Origin of the sequence: Marinobacter suaedae, from assembly GCF_030519635.1 — a bacterium.
Lineage (GTDB): Bacteria > Pseudomonadota > Gammaproteobacteria > Pseudomonadales > Oleiphilaceae > Marinobacter > Marinobacter suaedae.
The window spans coordinates 519,858-540,343 of the sequence record NZ_JAUMIS010000002.1 but is presented as its reverse complement, the minus strand read 5'-3'; the positions used below and the strand labels follow the sequence as shown (position 1 = coordinate 540,343).

Below are 20,486 nucleotides of genomic sequence, written 5' to 3'. Positions count from 1 at the left end.
GCATCACAGGACAGGATGAAATCATGAGTAACTGGCTGGACAAAATCATGCCGAGCAAAATCCGCTCGGACTCCAAGCAACGAACCGGTGTGCCGGAGGGGCTATGGAAAAAGTGCCCCAAGTGCGGCGCCTTTCTCTATAAGCCGGAGCTGGAGAAAAACCTTGATGTTTGTCCCAAGTGTAACCATCACCTGAGGGTCGCTGCGCGGCGTCGTCTCGATATTTTCCTCGATCCCGGTGACCGTGTGGAAATCGCAGCGGATCTGGAGCCCTGGGATCGCCTAAAATTCAAAGACAGCAAGCGCTACAAGGATCGGTTGTCCCAGGCACAGAAGGCCACCGGGGAAAAAGACGCGCTTGTGGTGATGAAGGGTGCGACTATGGGTGTTCCACTGGTTGCCTGTGCCTTTGAGTTTAACTTCCTGGGTGGTTCCATGGGGCAGGTGGTTGGCGAAAAATTCGTCCAGGCTGCCAACGTTGCGCTGGAAGAGCGGATTCCCCTGGTGTGTTTCTCTGCCAGTGGTGGCGCTCGCATGCAGGAAGCCATCCTGTCTCTTATGCAGATGTCGAAAACGGCGGCTGTGTTGGAACGCATGAAACAGGAAGGTATCCCATACGTGTCGGTGATGACTGACCCGGTATTTGGTGGCGTATCCGCCAGTCTTGCCATGCTTGGTGACCTCAATATTGCCGAGCCGAATTCTTTGATCGGCTTTGCTGGTCCACGGGTGATTGAGCAGACGGTGAGAGAGAAGCTTCCGGAAGGCTTCCAGCGCAGTGAGTTTCTGGTAGAGCACGGTGCCATCGATATGATTCTGCACCGCCATCAGATGCGCGAGCGCATTGCGCATCTATTGGCCAAATTTACCGCGGCAGAACGACCGGGCACGGAAGAGCCAATTGAATTCGAAGTCAGCGAAATGCCGGGATCTGATGGCGCGGTGGAATGAGCGTGATGCCAGCTCTCCGGAACCGCCCGGGGCTGGCGCCACTGTCGACCGGTGGCTTACCTATCTGGAAGCTATCCATCCCAAAGAGATAGATCTTGGCCTCGACCGTGTTTTACTGGTGTTGCGCCGACTATTCCCGCGGAAGCCAGATGCACGAATCATCACGGTGGCAGGTACTAATGGCAAGGGCAGCACGGTTGCATCCATAGAGCGGCTGCTCCTTTCCTGTGGTCGTAAGGTTGGTGCCTACACCTCTCCCCATTTGCAGGTCTACAACGAGCGGGTCCGCCTTAACGGACGTGACGTTGAAGATCGTCGCCTGATTGCAGCATTCGAGCGTGTTGAAGAGGCTCGTCGAAACGTTTCCCTGAGTTACTTCGAATTCGGTACCCTCGCGGCATTCGTAGTGTTCGACGCCGCAGGTGTTGAAGACTGGATTCTTGAGGTGGGTCTTGGCGGGCGCCTGGATGCCGTCAACGTGCTCGACGCTGATCTTGCCGTTATCACTTCCGTGGATATCGACCACGTTGCCTTCCTTGGCGATAACCGGGAGGTCATCGGCTTCGAAAAGGCCGGTATTCTTCGCCCGGGTATCCTCGCCGTGTGCGCGGATGACAATCCGCCCCAGTCGATTCTGCAGCAAGCCGAGGCCCAGAAGGTCGATCTGGCGTTAGTGGGCCGTGATTACTGCTTGTATGAGGACCGCGGGATTACCGGCAATTTGTCGCCGCAGATTTTGCTGGACGAGAAGGGGTGGCAAGTTTCGTTGCCAAATGGTCCGTTACCCGTGTCAAGTGTGGCGGCGGCCGTGGTGGCGGTGCGCCGCCTTGAGCCGGACATCAGCGAGCGCATGGTTGAAAGCACTCTGGCTGGCCTGAAGGTTCCCGGCCGTTTCGAGCAGTTGGGGGAGCGGCCCGCAGTGTTTGCTGATGTTGGCCACAACCCCCATGCAGCGCGCTGGCTGGCGGGCCGGTTGCTGGCCCGTAAGTATTCTGGATGCAGAGTGTTGGCGGTATATGCTGCTCTGGCGGACAAAGATGTGGCAGGCGTGTTTGCCGCCATGGCGCCGGCGGCCGATAGGTGGTGGGTGGCCGGCCTGGATGTGCCCCGCGGGATGTCTTCGGCCGAGTTGTTTGATCAGGCCCATCAATGTGGGCTCACCGGTGTTGAGAAGGTCGAGACGGTATCCGACGCAATACGTGCGGCTCTTGATGAGGCGTGCAGCAACGACATCATTATTGTTTTTGGCTCGTTTTTTACGGTTGCCGAGGCTCGCGCCTTGCTTGCCCACCCGACAGCGCGGCAGCGGCTGGATGAGTTTCTTGATCCGGACGGTCGTTCCGAGTTGAGCGTTTTCGATCAACAAGGGACCTCGAGCTGTGTGGCCTTTCCGGGCTCCTATGTCGATGACCATGCCCTGGCCCAGGATAGGACGGGCGAGCAGGAGTCCTTACTTGCCATGAGCGGAACCTGTCTTGGTAACCCGGTGGTCGCTTGTGCTTTCGAGCATGGTTTTTTGGGTGGCACACTTGGTGCGGTAGCGGGTGAGGTGTTTGCGCGTGCAGCGCGTTACGCGCTGGAGATGCGGGTTCCCCTCGTCTGTTTTACGGCCAGCGAGGGGGCAAGGATAGAAGAGGGTATGGGCTCCCTCATGCAGATGGCGAAGACGGCTGCATCGATAGAGAAGCTCCACCAGGAGGGTGTTCCCTACATTTCCGTTCTTGCCAACCATGTGTCCGGAGAGGTTTGGGCCAGTCTTGCGGTTCTTGGTGATATCAACATTGCCGAATCCGGAGTACGGGTCAGTATGGCGCCATTGGCGCTTATGGAGCAGGGGGCCCTGGACGGAGACGCACAGCTGAGGGATGCCGAGCAGCTCCTGAGTCATGGTGCGGTGGACATGGTGGTTGATCGCCTGGATATGCGCACCTCCATTGGGCGCTTGCTGGGGAAGTTCGGGTCTGCGGCGTCGTCTGGTGAGGTCAGCGAAGGCTGAACCCTGGGGCAGAGTTGGGCTTTAAGCCCGGGAGTGGTTCTCCCGAACTTTCAGCCTTTGTGTTATGTCAGTATCGCGGTTAGTATCTTTTGCGATAAAAAACGCAGAATGGTTTTCAGACAGGAGTGTGGGATTGTGGATGGACTGAAACAAAGAATTGTCGGTGCACTGGTGCTGGTGTCCCTGGCGGTCATCTTTGTTCCCATGATATTTGATGAGCCGCACTCGGAGCGTACTTCTAATTCCATTCAGATTCCTGAGGAACCCCCGTTTCCCGAAGTGACCGTTCCGGAGGACGATGCGATTGTTGCGCCTGTCGATGGGCCAACCGGTGTTGAGGGTGACGGTGGTGCAAGTGCTGCCAGCGATGATGAGCCTGAACCGGATTACCGAATTGTCGAAACGGAGCAGGCTCCCTTTGAGGGCGTTCCTGAGGTCGATCAGGAGTCGGAGCCGGTCGCCGAATCCAGGGTAGAAAGTGCTCCTGAGGTATCAAGCCAAGCGCCCGAAGATGCCGAGGTCGAGCCTGAAATCACTGAAACGTCTCCCGATGCCGGTCGAGACATTGAAGCGGGTGACTGGGTCGTCCAGCTTGGCAGTTTCGGCAACGCAGACAACGCCCGTCGCCTGAGCGAGCAGGTTCGGGATAAGGGTTACGGTTCCCAGCTACAGGCGGTCAAACGCGGCGATGCCACCCTGACGCGGGTGTTCAGTGGTCCTTTCCCGGACCGCGCCAGTGCCGAGGCCGCAAAGCGCGTCCTGGATGAGTCCTTCAGCCTTAATAGTCTGGTTACAACCAGCGACAAATAAACCGGTTGGTTTGGCGGCGCTGGCGGTTTGGCGAAGGTCGGTTTCCTGATAGAATTCGCGCTTCCTCTCGTTCCATTGGGTAGTTCATGGAAACTCTGATCTGGATTGATTGGGTGATTATCACCCTGATCGCAGTATCCACTCTGTTTAGCCTCAAACGAGGTTTCGTCCGGGAAGCCTTGTCGCTGGTTACCTGGGTGGGTGCGTTTATCCTGGCACGCTCTTTTCATCCCCAGATGCAGATGTTGCTTGAAAGCACGGTTGAAACCCCACTGGTGCGTCTGATCGCCGCCTTCGCCATTCTGTTTTTTGGTACGTTGATTGTCGGCGCTATTATCAACAACATGATTGGCCACCTGATTCGCGCGACCGGCCTGTCTGCAACAGATCGGGTGCTGGGTATGGGCTTTGGGCTTCTCCGGGGTGTGGTGGTTGTCATCGTGGGTATCGCATTTACCCGTTACACCCCCTTGGCGCAGGATACCTGGTGGCGGGAATCGGTGATGATCAATCATCTGGCGGTGGTCGAGGACTGGTCCAGGCGGACTCTGGGCGACGAGTTCGCGCGATTCCTGGGGCCCGCGCCAGATAGCACGGATGCGGGAACTTCCATTCAGGAGCAGACAGGTGTAGAGCCTGTATCTGCATCCAGTTAATATTCAGAATTTAACCCTCGGAGACAGTTTGACCCATGTGTGGCATCGTCGGCATCGTCAGTACATCCAACGTCAACCAGACGCTTTATGATGCGCTGACCGTACTTCAGCATCGGGGCCAGGATGCCGCGGGAATCGTGACCTTCCAGAATGAGCGCTTTCATCTGCGTAAGGACAATGGTCTGGTGCGCGATGTGTTCCATACGCGACACATGCGCCGGCTGGTTGGTAATGTTGGTATCGGCCATGTCCGCTACCCGACAGCCGGCAGCTCCAGCTCCGCAGAAGCCCAACCGTTTTATGTGAACAGCCCCTACGGGATTACCCTGGCCCATAACGGTAATCTCACCAACGCAGACGAGTTGAGCCAGGACCTTTTCCGTACGGACCTCCGTCATATCAATACCAATTCGGACTCCGAAGTTCTGCTCAACGTATTTGCTCACGAATTGCAGAAACTGGGCAAGCTGACGCCGACAAAGGATGAAATCTTTGCCGCGGTCAAGGCTGTTCATAAGCGTTGTCGGGGCGCTTACGCGGTGATTGCTATGATTACGGGCTATGGCATTGTCGGTTTCCGCGACCCGAACGGAATTCGTCCGGCCTGTTATGGCGTCCGGGAGAGTGAGGATGGCCGCAAGGAATACATGATCGCGTCCGAGAGTGTGGCCCTGAACGCTGCTGGCTTTACCCTGGTTCGTGACATTGCCCCTGGTGAGGCGGTGTATATCGAGACCGATGGCACGCTCTACACCCAACAGTGCGCTCAGGATCCACACCTGTACCCCTGTATTTTCGAGCATGTGTACTTTGCCCGGCCGGATACGATCCTGGATGGCGTATCGGTCTACAAGGCGCGCCTGCGCATGGGCGAGACCCTGGCTGATAAAGTATTGCGCGAATTCCCGGATCACGACATTGATGTGGTCATGCCAATCCCGGATACCAGCCGTACCTCTGCGATGCAGATGGCTCACCGGCTTGGGGTCAAGTTCCGCGAAGGGTTTATCAAGAACCGCTACATTGGCCGGACGTTCATCATGCCCGGTCAGAAGATGCGCAAGAAGTCGGTGCGTCAGAAACTGAATCCGATCGACCTCGAGTTCCGGGACAAGAACGTCATGCTGGTGGACGATTCCATAGTTCGCGGCACCACCTGCAAGGAGATCGTACAGATGGCCCGGGATGCCGGTGCCCGGAAAGTGTACTTTGCTTCCGCCGCGCCCCCCGTTCGCTATCCGAACGTGTATGGTATTGATATGCCCTCGGCCAACGAACTCATTGCGCACGACCGCACGGTCGAAGAGGTGGGTGAAATGATCGGCGCTGACTGGCTGCTGTACCAGGATCTTGAGGATCTGGTGACCTGTGTCAGTGATGTGAACGACGACATCGAAGGCTGGGAATGCTCGGTATTCACCGGCAACTACGTGACCGGCGATATTGATCAGGCTTATCTGGACAAGCTCGACGCCGCCCGCAACGATACCAAGCGATCAGGTACCGGAGGCGGCAATCCCGCTGACAACGGCATCATTGATCTACATAACGACGAAGACTAGACCGCAAGACACATAAGACATAAGCAGGAGCAGTTCATGACCTTTCGCCGCGAAGAAACTGTCTGGATCCCGGAATCGGATCTTGAGGGTATGTCCGTCGATACCCTCGCGGTGAGGGCAGGGCAGATGCGTACCGGGGAACTGGAGCACAGTGACCCGATTTACCCGACATCCAGCTTTGTCTACGGTAGCGCCGCTCAGGCGGCCGCCCGTTTCGGTGGTGATGAGCCCGGAAACATCTATTCCCGGTTTACCAACCCCACTGTGCAGTCATTTGAGCGACGAATGGCCGCGATGGAAGGTGGCGAGCGTGCGGTCGCCACTGCATCGGGCATGGCGGCCATCCTGAGCACCTGTATGGCGTTGCTCAAGAGCGGCGACCATGTGGTTTGCTCCCGGGGAGTGTTTGGTACGACCAACGTGCTGTTCCAGAAATACCTGGCCAAGTTCGGAGTGGAAACGTCGTTTGTGAGCCTGACGGATGACGAGGGCTGGCGAAGTGCGGTGGGTGAGAACACCCGCATGCTGTTTATTGAAACACCTTCCAACCCGCTCTGCGAAGTGGCGGATATTCGTGCACTGGCCGACCTGGCGCATTCACACGAGGCTTTGCTGGTCGTTGACAACTGCTTTTGTACGCCGGTGTTGCAAAGGCCGCTGGAACACGGCGCCGATGTGGTTATTCATTCCGCGACCAAGTACCTGGATGGTCAGGGACGGTGCGTTGGCGGCGTGGTCGTTGGCCCCGAGAAACTGATGGAGGAAGTCTATGGTTTCCTGCGTTCCGCAGGGCCGACCCTTAGCCCGTTTAACGCCTGGGTGTTCCATAAAGGCCTGGAAACCTTACCAATCCGTATGCGAGCCCACTGTGAGAATGCATTAGAGTTGGCTCAATGGCTGCAACAACAACCTGAGGTAGAGACGGTATTCTATGCCGGTTTGCCTGAGCATCCGCAGCATGAACTGGCAAAGCGCCAGCAGAGTGGGTTTGGGGGGGTTCTGTCGTTCCGGGTAGAAGGTGGCCGGGAGGAAGCCTGGAGCTTCATCGACGCCACCCGAATGGTCTCAATCACCGCCAATCTGGGCGATGTCAAAACGACGATTACTCACCCGGCCACAACGACCCACGGACGCTTGTCTCCTGAAGACAAAAGCGCCGCGGGCATCACTGAAAACCTGATAAGGATCTCAGTGGGTGTGGAAGCAGTCGAAGACCTGAAGACCGACCTTGCCCGGGGGTTTCAGGCCCTTCAGAACCAATAAATAAAAATAGCAGAATTGCATGGCCGAATCCGTAAAAGCAAAGCGCGCCCCAAAGGAATTGACCGATAAACAGCAGCGTTTCCGGCGCCTGGTTACCCAGGGGGCCCGGGAGGGTGCGGTAATCGCCCTTATTGCGCTGGCCATCTACCTGGCCATGGCTCTGGTTACCTACAGTCCGACCGACCCTGGCTGGGCCAGCATCGGCCATGATACGTCAGTGACCAATCATGCCGGCCGAACTGGAGCCTGGCTGGCCAGTCTGTTCATCGATTTCTTTGGCCAGGTGGCGTTCCTGTTCCCTGTTATGATCGCGGGTTACGCAGTGATCCTTATCCGCAGAAGGAACGAGCCGTTGGAGCTTCACTGGCCTCTGGTGATGATGCAGTTTGGCGGATTCCTCCTTATCTTGCTGTCGGCGGCCAGTTTGCTGTCCCTGTATTCCGTGTTCGGCCTGGGAGCTTCCTCGGGCGGCGTTCTGGGCACCACAGTATCGGAAGCCATGGTCCGCTTCTTCAATTTGCCGGCGACCACACTGCTACTGATTGCCATTTTCCTGTTCGCACTTACCGTAACGACCGGTTTGTCCTGGTTCAGGCTTATGGATCAGATTGGCGGGCTGATGATCCGGTTGTTTGATTCCCTGAAATCCGCCTTCGCTTCTGATCCGGAGAAGAAAGCGGCGGCGAAGGAGAAGGCCGAAGCGAAGCAGCGGAGAGCCGACGAGAAAAAGCAGGCGAAACAGGCGAAAAAGGCTCTTAAAACACCGGAGCCTCCTGTCGTTCAGGATCGAGTAGTCTCCAGTACAGCTGAGGGTATCGACTCCGAAGGGGGGACTGGCGAAGGTAAGACCGGATGGTGGCAGAAGCTAACCGGCGGTGGCAAAAAGACCCGAGACAGGCGTGCAGATAAGGTTATCGAACGCAAAGAACCCGGGTTTGAGGGCATTCCTCCGGGGCTGAGTGTCGAACCGGTTGAGTTCGAGAGTTTCAGCTCTAGAGGCGAACCGGCGCCAGAAAAGCATTCCAAGGCTAAGCAAAAAGCGGTTGAGGCAGAGCCAGTTCCCGCTCACACGCCAGCCCGTTCGGTGAAAATCTCGCCGTTCAAGAAAGAAGAACAGGTGCCCAAGGGAGCGCAGGGTGGCGCCGATAACAACCAGCAGGGTTCCCTGCTTGAAGATATCGAAAGCCCCGTGCCGCCAATTTCCTTGTTGGATCCCCCTGAGGAGCATCAGGAAAAGGGCTATTCGGAAGAGTCACTGGAGCACATGTCCCGTCTGCTGGAAGAAAAACTGGCGGACTTCGGGGTTTCCGTGGAAGTGGTCGAGGTCAATCCCGGCCCGGTGATTACCCGGTTTGAAATCAAACCGGCTGCCGGCGTGAAGGTCAGCAAGATTTCCAACCTGGCGAAGGACCTTGCCCGCTCGCTGGCGGTGTTGAGCGTGCGGGTTGTGGAAGTTATTCCTGGTAAATCCGTCGTCGGTATCGAGATACCCAACGAGGAGCGGGAAATTGTGCGCCTGAGTGAAGTGCTGGGCGCCCCGGTATTCGAAGAGTCTTCCTCACCGTTGACTCTGGCACTGGGTAACGACATCGGCGGTAACCCCATGGTCGCGAACCTCGCCAAGATGCCACACCTTCTGGTGGCCGGTACCACGGGCTCCGGTAAGTCCGTTGGGGTTAACGCCATGCTGTTGAGTATGCTGCTCAAGGCGACCCCGGAAGAAGTTCGTTTCATCATGGTGGATCCCAAGATGCTGGAACTGAGCATCTACGACGGTATCCCACACCTGCTTGCACCGGTTGTGACTGACATGAAGGAAGCGGCCAACGCGCTTCGCTGGTGTGTGGCAGAGATGGAACGACGCTACCGGTTGATGGCCAATCTCGGCGTCCGCAACATCGCCGGTTACAACCGCAAGGTTAAGGATGCGATCGCCGCCGGTGAGCCGCTTCTGGATCCGCTCTGGAAACCCGATGAGTATCTGGCGAACGATGAACAGGAGCGTCCGGAACTGGAAACCCTGCCGTTCATCGTGGTGGTGATTGATGAGTTCGCCGACATGATGATGATCGTCGGCAAGAAGGTTGAAGAACTGATCGCTCGTATTGCTCAAAAGGCACGTGCAGCAGGTATCCACCTGGTGCTGGCGACACAGCGCCCGTCCGTGGACGTCATTACCGGTCTGATAAAGGCCAACATTCCGACCCGGATGTCGTTCCAGGTGTCGTCCAAGATTGATTCCCGTACCGTTCTGGATCAGGGTGGGGCGGAGCAACTCCTTGGTCACGGTGACATGCTGTACCTGCCGCCGGGTACCGGTCTTCCGGTGCGGGTACACGGTGCCTTCGTCGATGATGATGAAGTTCACCGGGTTGTGAGTGCCTGGAAAGCGCGGGGCGAACCGATTTATGTGGACGAGGTACTCAACGGGGCTGAAGGTGAAAACCTGCCAGGTGTTCCCACGCTTACCGAGGGCGGAGACAACGAAGGTGATTCCCTGTACGACGAGGCCGTGGCGTTTGTAACCGAAAGCCGCAGGGTTTCCATCTCCTCCGTTCAGCGGAAGTTCAAGATTGGCTACAACCGGGCCGCGAACCTGGTAGAGGCCATGGAGGCATCGGGTGTCGTAAGCGCAGCTGGCCACAATGGCGGGCGCGAAGTTCTGGCACCCCCACCACCCAGAGACTAGGAGCATTGCATATGGCACAGAATCGATGGTTCAAATGGGTGATGGTTGCGGCCCTCGCCATGCAGACCTTCGTTGCCGGGGCAGAAGAAAGCTCCGTCCAAAACGCCGAAGCGGCCGAAGATCTGGCCGCGTTGCTCAAGGGATACGAATCCTACCAGGCCAGCTTTATCCAGATTGTGGCGGATGAGTATGGCAATGCCGTTCAGGAAACTCGTGGCAAGCTCAAGGCCAAGCGGCCGGGGCTATTCTACTGGGAAACCAGTGCCCCCTTGTCGCAGTTTATTGTCAGCAATGGCGAAACCGTAGAGGTGTACGACCCTGATCTTGAGCAGGTGACCATTCATAACCTCGATGAGCGGGTCCAGACCACACCGGCGCTGCTGCTGAGTGGTGAAGTGGATGACCTTGAGCAAACCTACACGGTTTCCCATCGTGCCGTTGGGGAAAGCCGGCAGGAATATATGCTGGAACCCCGCAATCCGGATTCCCTGTTCGTTTCCCTTCGTCTGTCGTTCGTTGACGGCGAACTCAGGGAGATGCGCATGCTGGATTCGCTGGCCCAGGTCAGCATACTGAGCTTTGACGATATTCGTCTGAATGAAGACATCGATAACAGCGCATTCTCCCTGACTTATCCGGAGGACGTTGACGTAATCCGGGATGGCGCCTGATGCAGGACAGCCTGTTCGCGGAATCCTCCGGGTTCCGTCCGCTGGCGGACCGGATGCGTCCAACCCGGCTGGAAGATTACGTCGGCCAGAAACATCTGGTGGGCCCGGGCAAACCACTGCGCCGTGCGGTGGAGCAGGGTCAGCTTCATTCGATGATTCTCTGGGGCCCACCTGGAGTCGGTAAAACCACCTTTGCCAAACTTCTGGCGAACCTGAGTGACCTCAGCTTCGAAACGATTTCGGCGGTCCTGAGTGGTGTCAAGGACATTCGTGCGGCCGTTGAACGGGCACGGGACCGAAAACAGGGGCAGGGTCGTGACACGCTGCTTTTTGTTGACGAGGTCCATCGCTTTAACAAGAGCCAGCAAGATGCATTCCTTCCCCATATTGAAGACGGCACCTTTATCTTCGTTGGCGCAACCACCGAGAATCCTTCCTTTGAACTGAACAGCGCACTGCTGTCACGAACGCGGGTCTATGTCCTCAAGAATCTCGAAGAAAATGATGTTGTTGATCTGCTCGACCGGGCGTTGAGTGCAGAACAGGGTTTCAACGGTCGCTTGGCAGTCGCGGCTGATGTCCGGAGTTTGATGGCGGCCGCCTCAGGGGGGGATGCCCGCAGGGCTCTGAATATCCTGGAGGTGGCTGCGGATCTGGCGGAGCCTGACGAAGAGGGGCAGGACCGAATCACGGCGGCTCATCTGGAACAGGTTCTGCAGACCAGTCTCCGCCGTTTTGATAAAGGCGGCGATGTTTTCTATGACCAGATTTCGGCCCTTCACAAATCTGTAAGGGGCTCGGATCCGGACGGTTCCCTGTACTGGCTGTGCCGGATGCTCGACGGCGGCTGCGATCCTCTGTATGTCGCTCGTCGTCTGGTGCGTATTGCCAGTGAAGACATCGGCAATGCGGACCCTCGCGCCCTTCGTATTGCCATGGATGCCTGGGATGCCCAGGAGCGCCTTGGCTCTCCCGAAGGCGAGTTGGCTCTGGCCCAGGCGGTAACGTATCTGGCGTTATCGCCCAAGAGTAACGCGGTCTATTCAGCCTATAACCAATGCATGGCCGATATCCGCAAGGATCCCGACTACGAAGTGCCTGTTCATCTAAGAAATGCGCCTACCAAACTGCTCAAGTCGATGGGTCATGGTGATGACTATCGGTACGCTCACGATGAGCCGGAAGCATTCGCAGCCGGTGAGTCCTATTTGCCGGAAGCCATTCACCAGCGTCGTTATTACGAGCCCGTTCCCCGTGGCCTGGAAATCAAGCTGGCGGAAAAGCGCCAGCGGCTCGATCGATGGAACAGTGATAGTCCTCGTAAACGCTACCCCTGACCTCGCGGTAGCCACCAGTTTCAGTGCAGGTATAATGGCCTGTCATTTTTCCTACAACGCAAACGTTAAGATTCAGGATAACCATGCTCGATCCAAAACGTGTCCGTACCCAGACTGAAGAGATCGCCCGTCGGTTGGCTGTCAAAAACTACGCTTTTGATACCGCCGCCTTCGAGCAGCTTGAAGAACGCCGCCGTGCCCTTCAGGTGCGCACCGAAACTTTGCAGAGCGAGCAGAACAAGCGCAGTAAGTCGATTGGTAAGGCGAAGGCGGCAGGCGAGGATATCCAGCCGTTGCTGGACGAAGTGGAGAGCCTGAAGAAACAGCGTTCGGAAGCTGAAGATGAACTGCGAGGGTTGCAGGAAGAACTCAATGCTTTCCTGGCGGGCATTCCGAACCTGCCGGATGAGGACGTTCCTGAAGGCGACAGCGAGGACGACAACGTCGAGATCCGCACCTGGGGCACTCCGAAGACCTTTGATTTCGAGCCCAAGGATCACGTTGCACTGGGCGAAGAACTCAAAGGCCTGGATTTTGAAACCGCAAGCCGACTGGCGCACTCCCGCTTTGCGGTGATGCGGGGCGGAGTTGCCCGTTTGCATCGTGCACTGGCCCAGTTCATGCTCGACCTGCATACCAGCGAGCATGGCTATATGGAGGCCTACGTTCCGTATCTGGTGAATGCCGAAACCCTGTATGGCACCGGCCAGCTGCCGAAATTCGAGGAAGATCTGTTCAAGATGGAGGGTGAAAATCCTCTCTATCTGATACCCACGGCCGAGGTACCGGCAACCAACCTGGTGTCCAACACGATTCTGGATGCCAAAGAGCTACCGCTGCAGATGGTCTGCCACACCCCATGTTTTCGCAGTGAGGCGGGGTCATACGGCCGGGATACCCGAGGCATGATTCGCCAGCACCAGTTTGACAAGGTCGAGCTGATTCATGTGGTTCGCCCCGAGGAATCCGAGGCTGCCCTGGAAGCTCTGACCGGCCACGCAGAAAAAGTGCTTCAGCTCCTTGAACTCCCATATCGGGTGGTCACTTTGTGTGGTGGCGATATGGGCTTCTCAGCGGCCAAAACCTACGACCTTGAAGTGTGGCTGCCGGGCCAGGGCAAGTATCGGGAGATCTCCTCGTGCTCCAATACCCGTGATTTTCAGGCGCGCCGGATGCATGCGCGTTGGCGTAACCCGGAAACCGGAAAGCCCGAACCCGTGCATACCCTGAATGGTTCCGGCCTGGCGGTGGGTCGAGCATTGATTGCGGTCATGGAAAACTATCAGCAGAACGATGGCAGCATTATCGTTCCCGAGGTACTGAAGCCGTACATGGGAGGCATGGACCGAATTCAATGAACGATCGGCAGGGATTTGTACCAAGGAAGACTATGGGCGTAGCGCCAGGGCCCGCGCGTTATCGTAGCAACCCGGTTACGGATAACCCCAACAGTTCCGCCGGTGAGGTGGCGCTCGTTGGGGCAGGACCGGGAGATCCCGACCTCCTGACCATCAAGGCCTGGCGGCTGATAACCTCGGCCGAGGTGGTGCTCTATGATCGCCTGGTGTCTCCGGAAATCCTCGCTCTGATCCCTGAGACGGCCAGGCGGGTCCATGTTGGCAAGCAGCGCGCTAACCACGCGCTTCCTCAGGATCAAATCAATCAACGCCTGGTGGATCTCGCTCGGGAAGGACTGAAGGTCGTTCGCCTGAAGGGCGGGGATCCTTTTATCTTTGGTCGTGGCGGCGAGGAAATTGAAACGCTGGCGGCGGCTGGCGTGCGCTTTCAAGTGGTGCCGGGTATCACCGCTGCATCAGGTTGTGCGGCCTATGCGGGCATTCCGTTGACCCACCGGGACCATGCACAGTCAGTTCGGTTCGTCACCGGTCACCTGAAAAACGATACCTGCGATCTGCCCTGGAAAGATTTTGTTCAGAACAACCAGACCCTGGTGTTTTACATGGGGTTGGTGGGGTTGCCGATTATCTGCAAGCAGCTGATGGGGCACGGGATGGCGCCAGACATGCCCGTTGCCCTTGTCTCCAAGGGCACCAACCCGGACCAGGTGGTGGTTACCGGGACGCTGGATACGATTGTCGAGCGGGTCAAAGCGCATCAGGTTCAGCCGCCGACGCTGGTGATTATCGGCAACGTGGTGTCACTGCGAAGCAAGCTGGATTGGGTTGGCGCTATGCCAGAGCTCTCGGAATCGAAACCGGGTTAAGGGCGGGGCAGGCTCAAGGCAGTGAAAAAATATGAAAAAAGAGAGCCAGATGGCTCTCTTTTTTGTTCAGTCTCTCCCTTCGCCTGTTAGCCAGGCTGGCCGGATTGCTCAGCCGATGTTGCGCTTGGGAAGAGCGTCCTTAAGCTTGTCACGCATATCGTGAACCGCTTTCTCGGTCGTCGGCCAATCAATGCAGGCGTCGGTCACCGAGACACCGTACTTCAGGTCAGCCAGGTTTTCAGGAATCGACTGGTTGCCCCAGTTGATGTTGCTTTCAATCATCAGGCTCTGAATGGAGTTGTTGCCCTCCAGAATCTGATGGCTGACGTCCTGCATAACCAGTGGTTGCAGCGCCGGGTCCTTATTCGAGTTCGCGTGGCTGCAGTCGACCATAATGGATTTACGCAAGCCGGCTTTGTCCAGAGCCTGCTCACACAGGGCAACACTGACGGAATCGTAGTTGGGTTTGCCACCACCGCCACGCAAAACCACATGGCCATAGTTGTTGCCCTTGGTGCGCACAATGGAGGCTTTGCCCTGCTGGTCAATGCCCAGGAAACTATGGGGATGAGACACCGACTTCATGGCATTCACTGCGACATCGAGGCTTCCGTCTGTACCGTTCTTGAAGCCAATAGCCATGGACAGGCCGCTGCTCATTTCACGGTGCGTCTGGGATTCGGTGGTCCGGGCACCAATGGCAGACCAGGCAACGGTGTCTTGCAGATACTGCGGGGAAATCGGATCCAGAGCTTCGGTAGCTACCGGCAGGCCAAGTTCGTTGATGTCGATCAGCAGGCGACGACCGATATGAAGACCCTGTTCGATATCGAAGGTGTCATTCAGATGCGGGTCGTTGATGAGCCCCTTCCAGCCAACAGTGGTTCGTGGCTTTTCAAAGTAGACGCGCATAACGATGAGCAGGGTATCGCTGACCTCGTCCGCGAGTTTTTTCAGGCGGCGAGCGTAATCCATCGCCGCTTCAACGTCGTGAATGGAGCAGGGGCCAACCACGAGAAACAGGCGGTGGTCTTTGCCGTCCATAATGTCGTAAATCGCCTGACGGCCCTTGGCTACGTTTTCCGCGGCTTTTTCTGAAAGTGGCAGTTCCTTTTTCAGAGCTTCCGGAGTAATCAGCGGTTCCTGGCTGGCCACATTCAGGTTTTCCAGTTTCTTGCCTGACATCTTGTTTGTTATCCCCGATTCCGATCATTGCAACCCGATTGAAAACACAGATTTACTGGGTTGCCGATTGTCACAATTGTCCGCGGTCTTTGTCTGAGGTAACGACCGAAGTGATGGTTATACTGCGTTATTTTATGGGGCTTTTCAACGCTTCCTGACCGAAGGGCTGAGTGGCGCAAAACAAAGAGATTACGCCGGTCCTAGGTGTATTAATCCTATTGGGCGCTTGACCGAAGATGCTCTCTGGTTGGCACCTTACTCGCAGTCTATAGACCGCGGGTACGTCTGGGACCGGTGGTATCAATGACTGACGGTCATCGCTGTTGATCTGCCAAACCTGTTTTGTTGAAACTGGTCGGGCGCCTGTAAGCCAAGCTCAAGCGGGGCTTGAACAGAAGTGATTTGCTGGAGGCGGCGCCGGGACACGTCTCACTATGCGGACACAGTACAAAACAACCCCAAATTAGTCCGCGGGCCCTGTGAGAGCGGGCCAGTTGAGTGGCGAAGTAAAAAAGCCGGGTTAATACCCGGCTTTTTTTGACGGCGGACGAACGCGACAGGCTATTCGTCGAGCTCACCCATGCCGGTAATATTGAATCCCGCGTCGACATACATGATTTCACCAGTGATACCGCTGGACATGTCCGAGGACAGGAAGGCGGCTGCATTGCCCACTTCTTCGGTGGTCACGTTACGGCGAAGGGGCGCGCGCTTGGCGTTTTCCGCCAGCATTTTGCGGAAGCTCCGAATACCGGACGCGGCCAGGGTCTTGATCGGGCCGGCGGAAATACCATTCACACGGATGCCGTCCTTGCCCAGACTGGCAGCCATATAGCGCACGTTGGCTTCCAGTGATGCCTTGGCCAGCCCCATGACGTTGTAGTTCTGTAGCACCCGTTCGGCACCCAGGTAGCTCAGGGTGAGCAGGGCACTGCCTTCGTGCAGCATCGGTCGAGCTGCCTTGGCCAGGGCAACGAAACTGTAGGAGCTGATGTCGTGGGCAATCTGGAAGCCTTCCCGTGTAGTTACGTCCACGTAGTTGCCATCCAGTTCATGGGCAGGGGCAAAACCAACCGCGTGAACGATGATGTCTACGTTGTCCCAGTGCTTGCCAAGCTCTGCAAACACCTGCTCAATCTCTTCGTCGGAGGCAACGTCGCACGGGAAGGTAAGCTGGCTTCCCCATTGCTCGGCGAATTTCTCCACCCGTGGCTTAAGCTTGTCGTTCTGATAGGTAAAGGCCAGCTCGGCGCCCTCGCGGGCGAAGGCTTCGGCAATGCCGTAGGCGATGGAAAGCTTGCTGGCAACGCCGACGATCAGGGCGCGTTTGCCGCTGAGTATTCCCATGGGTAAATCTCCATGCATGACTGAATTTGCTGCATTATCCCCGAACCTGTGAAGACGGGGTAACGCTCAATTGGTCGTAGAAGGCGTCTGGTAGAAGAACGCGGCGTTCAGCAGTTCCCGGGTATAGGCTTGCTTCGGTGACTCGAAAATGTCGTGGGCACTGCCGTACTCGACGATTTCGCCGTGCTTTAACACCAACAACTTGTGGCTGAGCGCACGAACGACTGCAAGGTCGTGACTGATGAATATATAGCTTAGACCATAGCGACCCTGAATATCCCTGAGCAGTTCAACCACCTGTTTCTGCACCGTTCGGTCAAGAGCGGAGGTAGGCTCGTCGAGGATAATCAGGTCTGGTTGCAGAACCAGGGCCCGGGCAATGGCGATGCGTTGACGCTGCCCGCCGGAGAACTCGTGGGGATAGCGATGGCGGGCATCGGGGTCGAGCCCCACGTCCTGGAGAGCTCGAATAACCCGCGCCTCGTGGTCGGCCTTATTGTCCGGATCATGGATTTCCAGGCCTTCACCGACAATTTCAGCGATCGACATGCGAGGGCTCAGGCTACCGAACGGATCCTGAAACACGATCTGAATACGTTTTCGCCAGGGACGGAACTCACTTTGGGATAAGGGACCAAGTTGCTTGCCATCCAGACGAATCTCTCCGGTGCTGTTGATGAGCTTGAGCAGGGCATGGCCAATCGTGGTTTTGCCGCTGCCACTTTCACCCACAATGCCCAGTGTTTCCCCGCGCTCGAGACTGAAGTTGGCACTTTGCACGGCGTGGAAGTAGGCCTTCACCTTGCCTAGCAGGGATTTCTTGGTGGGGAAACGCACATCCAGTTGGTGCACATCCAGCAACTCGCCACCCGGAGCGGATTTTTTTGGCGGTTCGGTGGGCGGCTCGGCGTTGAGCAGCATTTGGGTATAAGGGTGCTGGGGACTGGCAAACAGGGTTTCAGTCTCTGCTTCTTCCACCAGCTTCCCGCGTTCCATGACAGCTACGCGGTCGGCATAGCGGTGCACAATGGTGAGATCGTGGGTAATCAGCAGAATCGCCATGCCCAGCTTCTGCTGCAAATCCCTGAGCAACTCCAGCACTTGTTTTTGAACCGTGACATCCAAGGCAGTGGTTGGTTCGTCCGCGATGAGCAATTCCGGCTCGTTGGCCAATGCCATCGCGATCATAACCCGTTGCTTCTGGCCTCCTGACAGCTGGTGAGGATAACTTCCCAAGCGGCTCTCCGGATCATGGATACCGACCAGATTCAGGAGTTCCAGCGTTCGCTTTCGGGCCTGAGAGTTTCTTAGCCCTTTGTGAAGTTCCAGAATCTCGCCAATCTGTCTTTCCACCGTGTGCAGTGGATTTAGCGAGGTCATGGGCTCCTGGAAGATCATGCTGATTTGGCGGCCCCGGATCTGGCGAAGACGCTTATCCGAGGCTTTGAGCATGTCTTCGCCCCGGTAATGGATGGTTCCGGTGGGGTAGCTGGCATGGCGTTCGTCCAGCAGTCGAAGTACGGACAGGGCAGAGATGGATTTGCCGGAGCCACTTTCGCCTACAAGAGCAACAGTTTCGCCTCGACGGATGTCGAGTGACAGGGAGTCAACTACACGAGGCCCGTTATCGAAACAGATTGAGAGATCGGAAATTTCCAGCAGATTGCTCATATCAGCTCTTTCTCGGATCAAAGGCATCCCGGACGGCTTCGCCGACAAACACCAGCAAGGTCAGCATCACGGACAGAGACACGAACGCGGAAATGCCAAGCCACGGAGCGTGGAGATTCGCCTTGCCCTGAGCAATCAGCTCGCCAAGGGAAGGGGAGCCTGATGGCAAACCGAAGCCGAGAAAATCCAGGGATGTCAGCCCGGTGATGGCGCCGGTGAGGATAAATGGCAGGAAGGTCAACGTCGCTACCATGGCATTGGGCAGGATATGCCGGAACATGATCATCCGGTTATCAAGGCCTAAGGCGCGGGCGGCTTTCACGTACTCAAAATTCCGTGCTCGCAGGAACTCGGCACGAACCACGTCTACCAGTCCCATCCAGCTGAACAGCAGCATGATGCCGAGCAGCCACCAGAAATTCGGCTGCACAATACTGGAAAGGATGATCAGAAGGTAAAGCACGGGCAGGCCCGACCAGATTTCGATGAACCGCTGGCCCAGCAAGTCGATTTTACCGCCGTAGTAGCCCTGAATTGCGCCAACGGCCACACCGACAAGGGTGCTGGCGATGGTCAGCGTCAGGCCGAACAGGACGGAAATGCGGAATCCATAGATGACGCGGGCGGCGACGTCCCGTCCCTGATCGTCGGTTCCCAGCCAGTTTTCCCCGCTCGGGGGCGCTGGCGAGGGCACCTCAAGATCATAGTTGATGGTGTTGTAACTGAAACGAATGGGCGGCCAGATCATCCAGCCATTGGCCTTGATTTCATCCGCGATGAAGGGATCCCGATAATCCGCTTCGGTCGGCAGGAAACCGCCAAAGGTTTCTTCGGGAACGGTTTCGATCACCGGGAAATACCAGTCTCCGTTGTAAGACACCACGAGCGGGGAGTCATTGGCAATCAGCTCCGCACACAGGGATAAGCCGAAGAGAGCGAGAAACACCCAGAGAGACCAGTAACCCCGCCGATTGGCTTTGAAGTTCCGCAGGCGCCGCTGCTGGATGGGGGAGAGTGACGCCATGGTTATGCGCTCTCTCGGCTTTCAAAGTCGATGCGGGGGTCCACCAGCACGTACGTGATGTCGCTGATCAGCTTCAGCACCAGCCCCATCAGGGTGAAAATGTAGAGAGTGCCGAAAATAACCGGGTAGTCCCGATTCAGCGCCGCCTCAAAGCCCAGCAGGCCAAGCCCGTCCAGCGAGAAAATGACCTCTATAAGGAGAGAGCCGGTGAAGAACAGGGACACCAGCACACCCGGCAGACTGGCAATCACAATCAACATGGCGTTACGGAACACGTGACCGTAGAGTACCTGCTTGTCGTCCAGACCCTTGGCCCGCGCTGTCACCACATATTGCTTGCTGATTTCGTCGAGAAACGAGTTCTTGGTGAGCAGGGTCAGGGTCGCGAAACCGCCTATGACGTTGGCGGTGACGGGCAGGGCCAGGTGCCAGAAATAGTCGGCCACCTGTTCATACCAGGTCATTTCATCAAAGTTGGAGGAGGTGAGGCCCCGCAGCGGGAACCAGTCGAAATAGCTGCCACCGGCAAACAGGACGATCAGGAGAATCGCAAACAGGAAGCCGGGGATCGCGTACCCGATCACAATCGCAGAACTGGTCCAGACATCAAAGCGGGAACCGTCGGTGACGGCCTTGCGGATGCCCAGGGGTATGGAGATCAGGTAGATAATCAGGGTGGACCAGAGACCTAGGGAAATGGACACGGGCATCTTGTCGATGATCAGATCAATGACGCTTTTCTCGCGAAAAAAGGAATCACCGAAATCAAAGGTGGCGTAATCTCCGAGCATCTTGAAAAAACGCTCGTGGGCGGGCTTGTCGAAACCGTACATGGTTTCGATTTCCCTGAGCAACTCATCGGGAATGCCCCGTGCACCCCGGCTGTCGCTTGATCCACTGGAGACTTCCCCGCCGCCATCACCGCCGGAAGCCCGGGCGAGGGCACTGCCACCATGCCCCTCCATTTCAGCAATCAACTGCTCAACAGGACCGCCGGGGGCGGCCTGAACAATTACGAAGTTCAGCAGCATGATCCCGATCAGCGTCGGGATAATCAAAGCAAGCCGTCGGAGTATGTAGATGCCCATCTGGCGGCGCGTT

At 56.9% G+C, this 20,486-nt stretch carries 16 protein-coding genes and 1 pseudogene; 12 read left to right on the top strand and 5 right to left on the bottom strand.

Features of this window, described 5'->3' with window-relative positions:
* The first annotated feature begins 23 nt into the window (after window positions 1-23).
* From accD to cobA, 12 genes and pseudogenes are all read left to right on the top strand, one after another.
* Window positions 24-950, top strand: a complete 927-nt coding sequence (accD, locus tag QVZ43_RS11400) for an acetyl-CoA carboxylase, carboxyltransferase subunit beta (RefSeq protein ID WP_302910032.1) — start codon at window positions 24-26, stop codon at window positions 948-950.
* Window positions 901-2,946, top strand: a complete 2,046-nt coding sequence (folC, locus tag QVZ43_RS16440; RefSeq protein ID WP_338140894.1) for a bifunctional tetrahydrofolate synthase/dihydrofolate synthase — start codon at window positions 901-903, stop codon at window positions 2,944-2,946. The genes accD and folC overlap by 50 nt, the downstream gene beginning before the upstream one ends.
* Window positions 2,947-3,081: 135 nt before the next feature.
* A complete protein-coding gene (locus QVZ43_RS11385; RefSeq protein WP_223793442.1) occupies window positions 3,082-3,756 on the top strand; it encodes an SPOR domain-containing protein in 675 nt (224 codons plus the stop codon).
* An 86-nt stretch (window positions 3,757-3,842) separates the two neighbouring features.
* Window positions 3,843-4,412, top strand: coding sequence for a CvpA family protein (locus tag QVZ43_RS11380; protein ID WP_302910031.1), 570 nt, complete (start codon window positions 3,843-3,845; stop codon window positions 4,410-4,412).
* Window positions 4,413-4,447: 35 nt separating this feature from the next.
* Window positions 4,448-5,974: an amidophosphoribosyltransferase gene (gene purF, locus QVZ43_RS11375; RefSeq protein ID WP_223793444.1), complete on the top strand. Its 1,527-nt coding sequence runs from the start codon at window positions 4,448-4,450 to the stop codon at window positions 5,972-5,974.
* Window positions 5,975-6,010: 36 nt separating this feature from the next.
* The gene (locus QVZ43_RS11370) at window positions 6,011-7,237 is read left to right on the top strand and encodes an O-succinylhomoserine sulfhydrylase (protein ID WP_302910030.1); all 1,227 of its coding nucleotides are present in this window, start codon (window positions 6,011-6,013) and stop codon (window positions 7,235-7,237) included.
* A gap of 19 nt (window positions 7,238-7,256) precedes the next feature.
* Window positions 7,257-9,648: pseudogene (locus QVZ43_RS11365) on the top strand (DNA translocase FtsK); the annotation flags it as partial.
* Complete coding sequence (locus QVZ43_RS16495) at window positions 9,648-9,926, top strand: DNA translocase FtsK (protein ID WP_411722654.1); 279 nt, start codon at window positions 9,648-9,650, stop codon at window positions 9,924-9,926. The pseudogene QVZ43_RS11365 and the gene QVZ43_RS16495, both read left to right, overlap by 1 nt.
* An 11-nt stretch (window positions 9,927-9,937) precedes the next feature.
* A complete protein-coding gene (gene lolA, locus QVZ43_RS11360; protein WP_478219527.1) occupies window positions 9,938-10,597 on the top strand; it encodes an outer membrane lipoprotein periplasmic chaperone LolA in 660 nt (219 codons plus the stop codon).
* A complete protein-coding gene (locus tag QVZ43_RS11355) occupies window positions 10,597-11,934 on the top strand; it encodes a replication-associated recombination protein A (RefSeq protein WP_302910028.1) in 1,338 nt (445 codons plus the stop codon). The genes lolA and QVZ43_RS11355 overlap by 1 nt, the downstream gene beginning before the upstream one ends.
* 83 nt (window positions 11,935-12,017) lie before the next feature.
* Window positions 12,018-13,292 carry a serine--tRNA ligase gene (gene serS / locus QVZ43_RS11350; RefSeq protein ID WP_302910027.1) on the top strand — a complete coding sequence of 425 codons (1,275 nt, stop codon included), beginning with the start codon at window positions 12,018-12,020 and terminating at the stop codon, window positions 13,290-13,292.
* Between the two features lie 32 nt (window positions 13,293-13,324).
* Complete coding sequence (gene cobA / locus QVZ43_RS11345) at window positions 13,325-14,158, top strand: uroporphyrinogen-III C-methyltransferase (protein WP_302910026.1); 834 nt, start codon at window positions 13,325-13,327, stop codon at window positions 14,156-14,158.
* Between the two features lie 108 nt (window positions 14,159-14,266).
* On the opposite strand, the gene QVZ43_RS11340 is transcribed toward cobA, so the two are convergent.
* The 5 genes from QVZ43_RS11340 to QVZ43_RS11320 form a co-directional block, all read right to left on the bottom strand.
* Entirely contained in the window at window positions 14,267-15,343 is a 1,077-nt protein-coding gene (locus QVZ43_RS11340; protein ID WP_223793450.1) for a 3-deoxy-7-phosphoheptulonate synthase, read from the bottom strand.
* Window positions 15,344-15,904: 561 nt separating this feature from the next.
* On the bottom strand, window positions 15,905-16,690 hold the full coding sequence (locus tag QVZ43_RS11335; protein ID WP_302910025.1) for an enoyl-ACP reductase FabI: 786 nt from the start codon (window positions 16,688-16,690) through the stop codon (window positions 15,905-15,907).
* Window positions 16,691-16,756: 66 nt separating this feature from the next.
* Window positions 16,757-18,361 (bottom strand): ABC transporter ATP-binding protein, encoded by a 1,605-nt coding sequence (locus QVZ43_RS11330; protein WP_302910024.1) that lies wholly within the window; start codon window positions 18,359-18,361, stop codon window positions 16,757-16,759.
* 1 nt (window position 18,362) lies between these two features.
* A complete protein-coding gene (locus tag QVZ43_RS11325) occupies window positions 18,363-19,385 on the bottom strand; it encodes an ABC transporter permease (RefSeq protein ID WP_302910023.1) in 1,023 nt (340 codons plus the stop codon).
* 2 nt (window positions 19,386-19,387) lie between these two features.
* Entirely contained in the window at window positions 19,388-20,473 is a 1,086-nt protein-coding gene (locus QVZ43_RS11320) for a microcin C ABC transporter permease YejB (protein WP_302910022.1), read from the bottom strand.
* Window positions 20,474-20,486 lie beyond the last annotated feature (13 nt).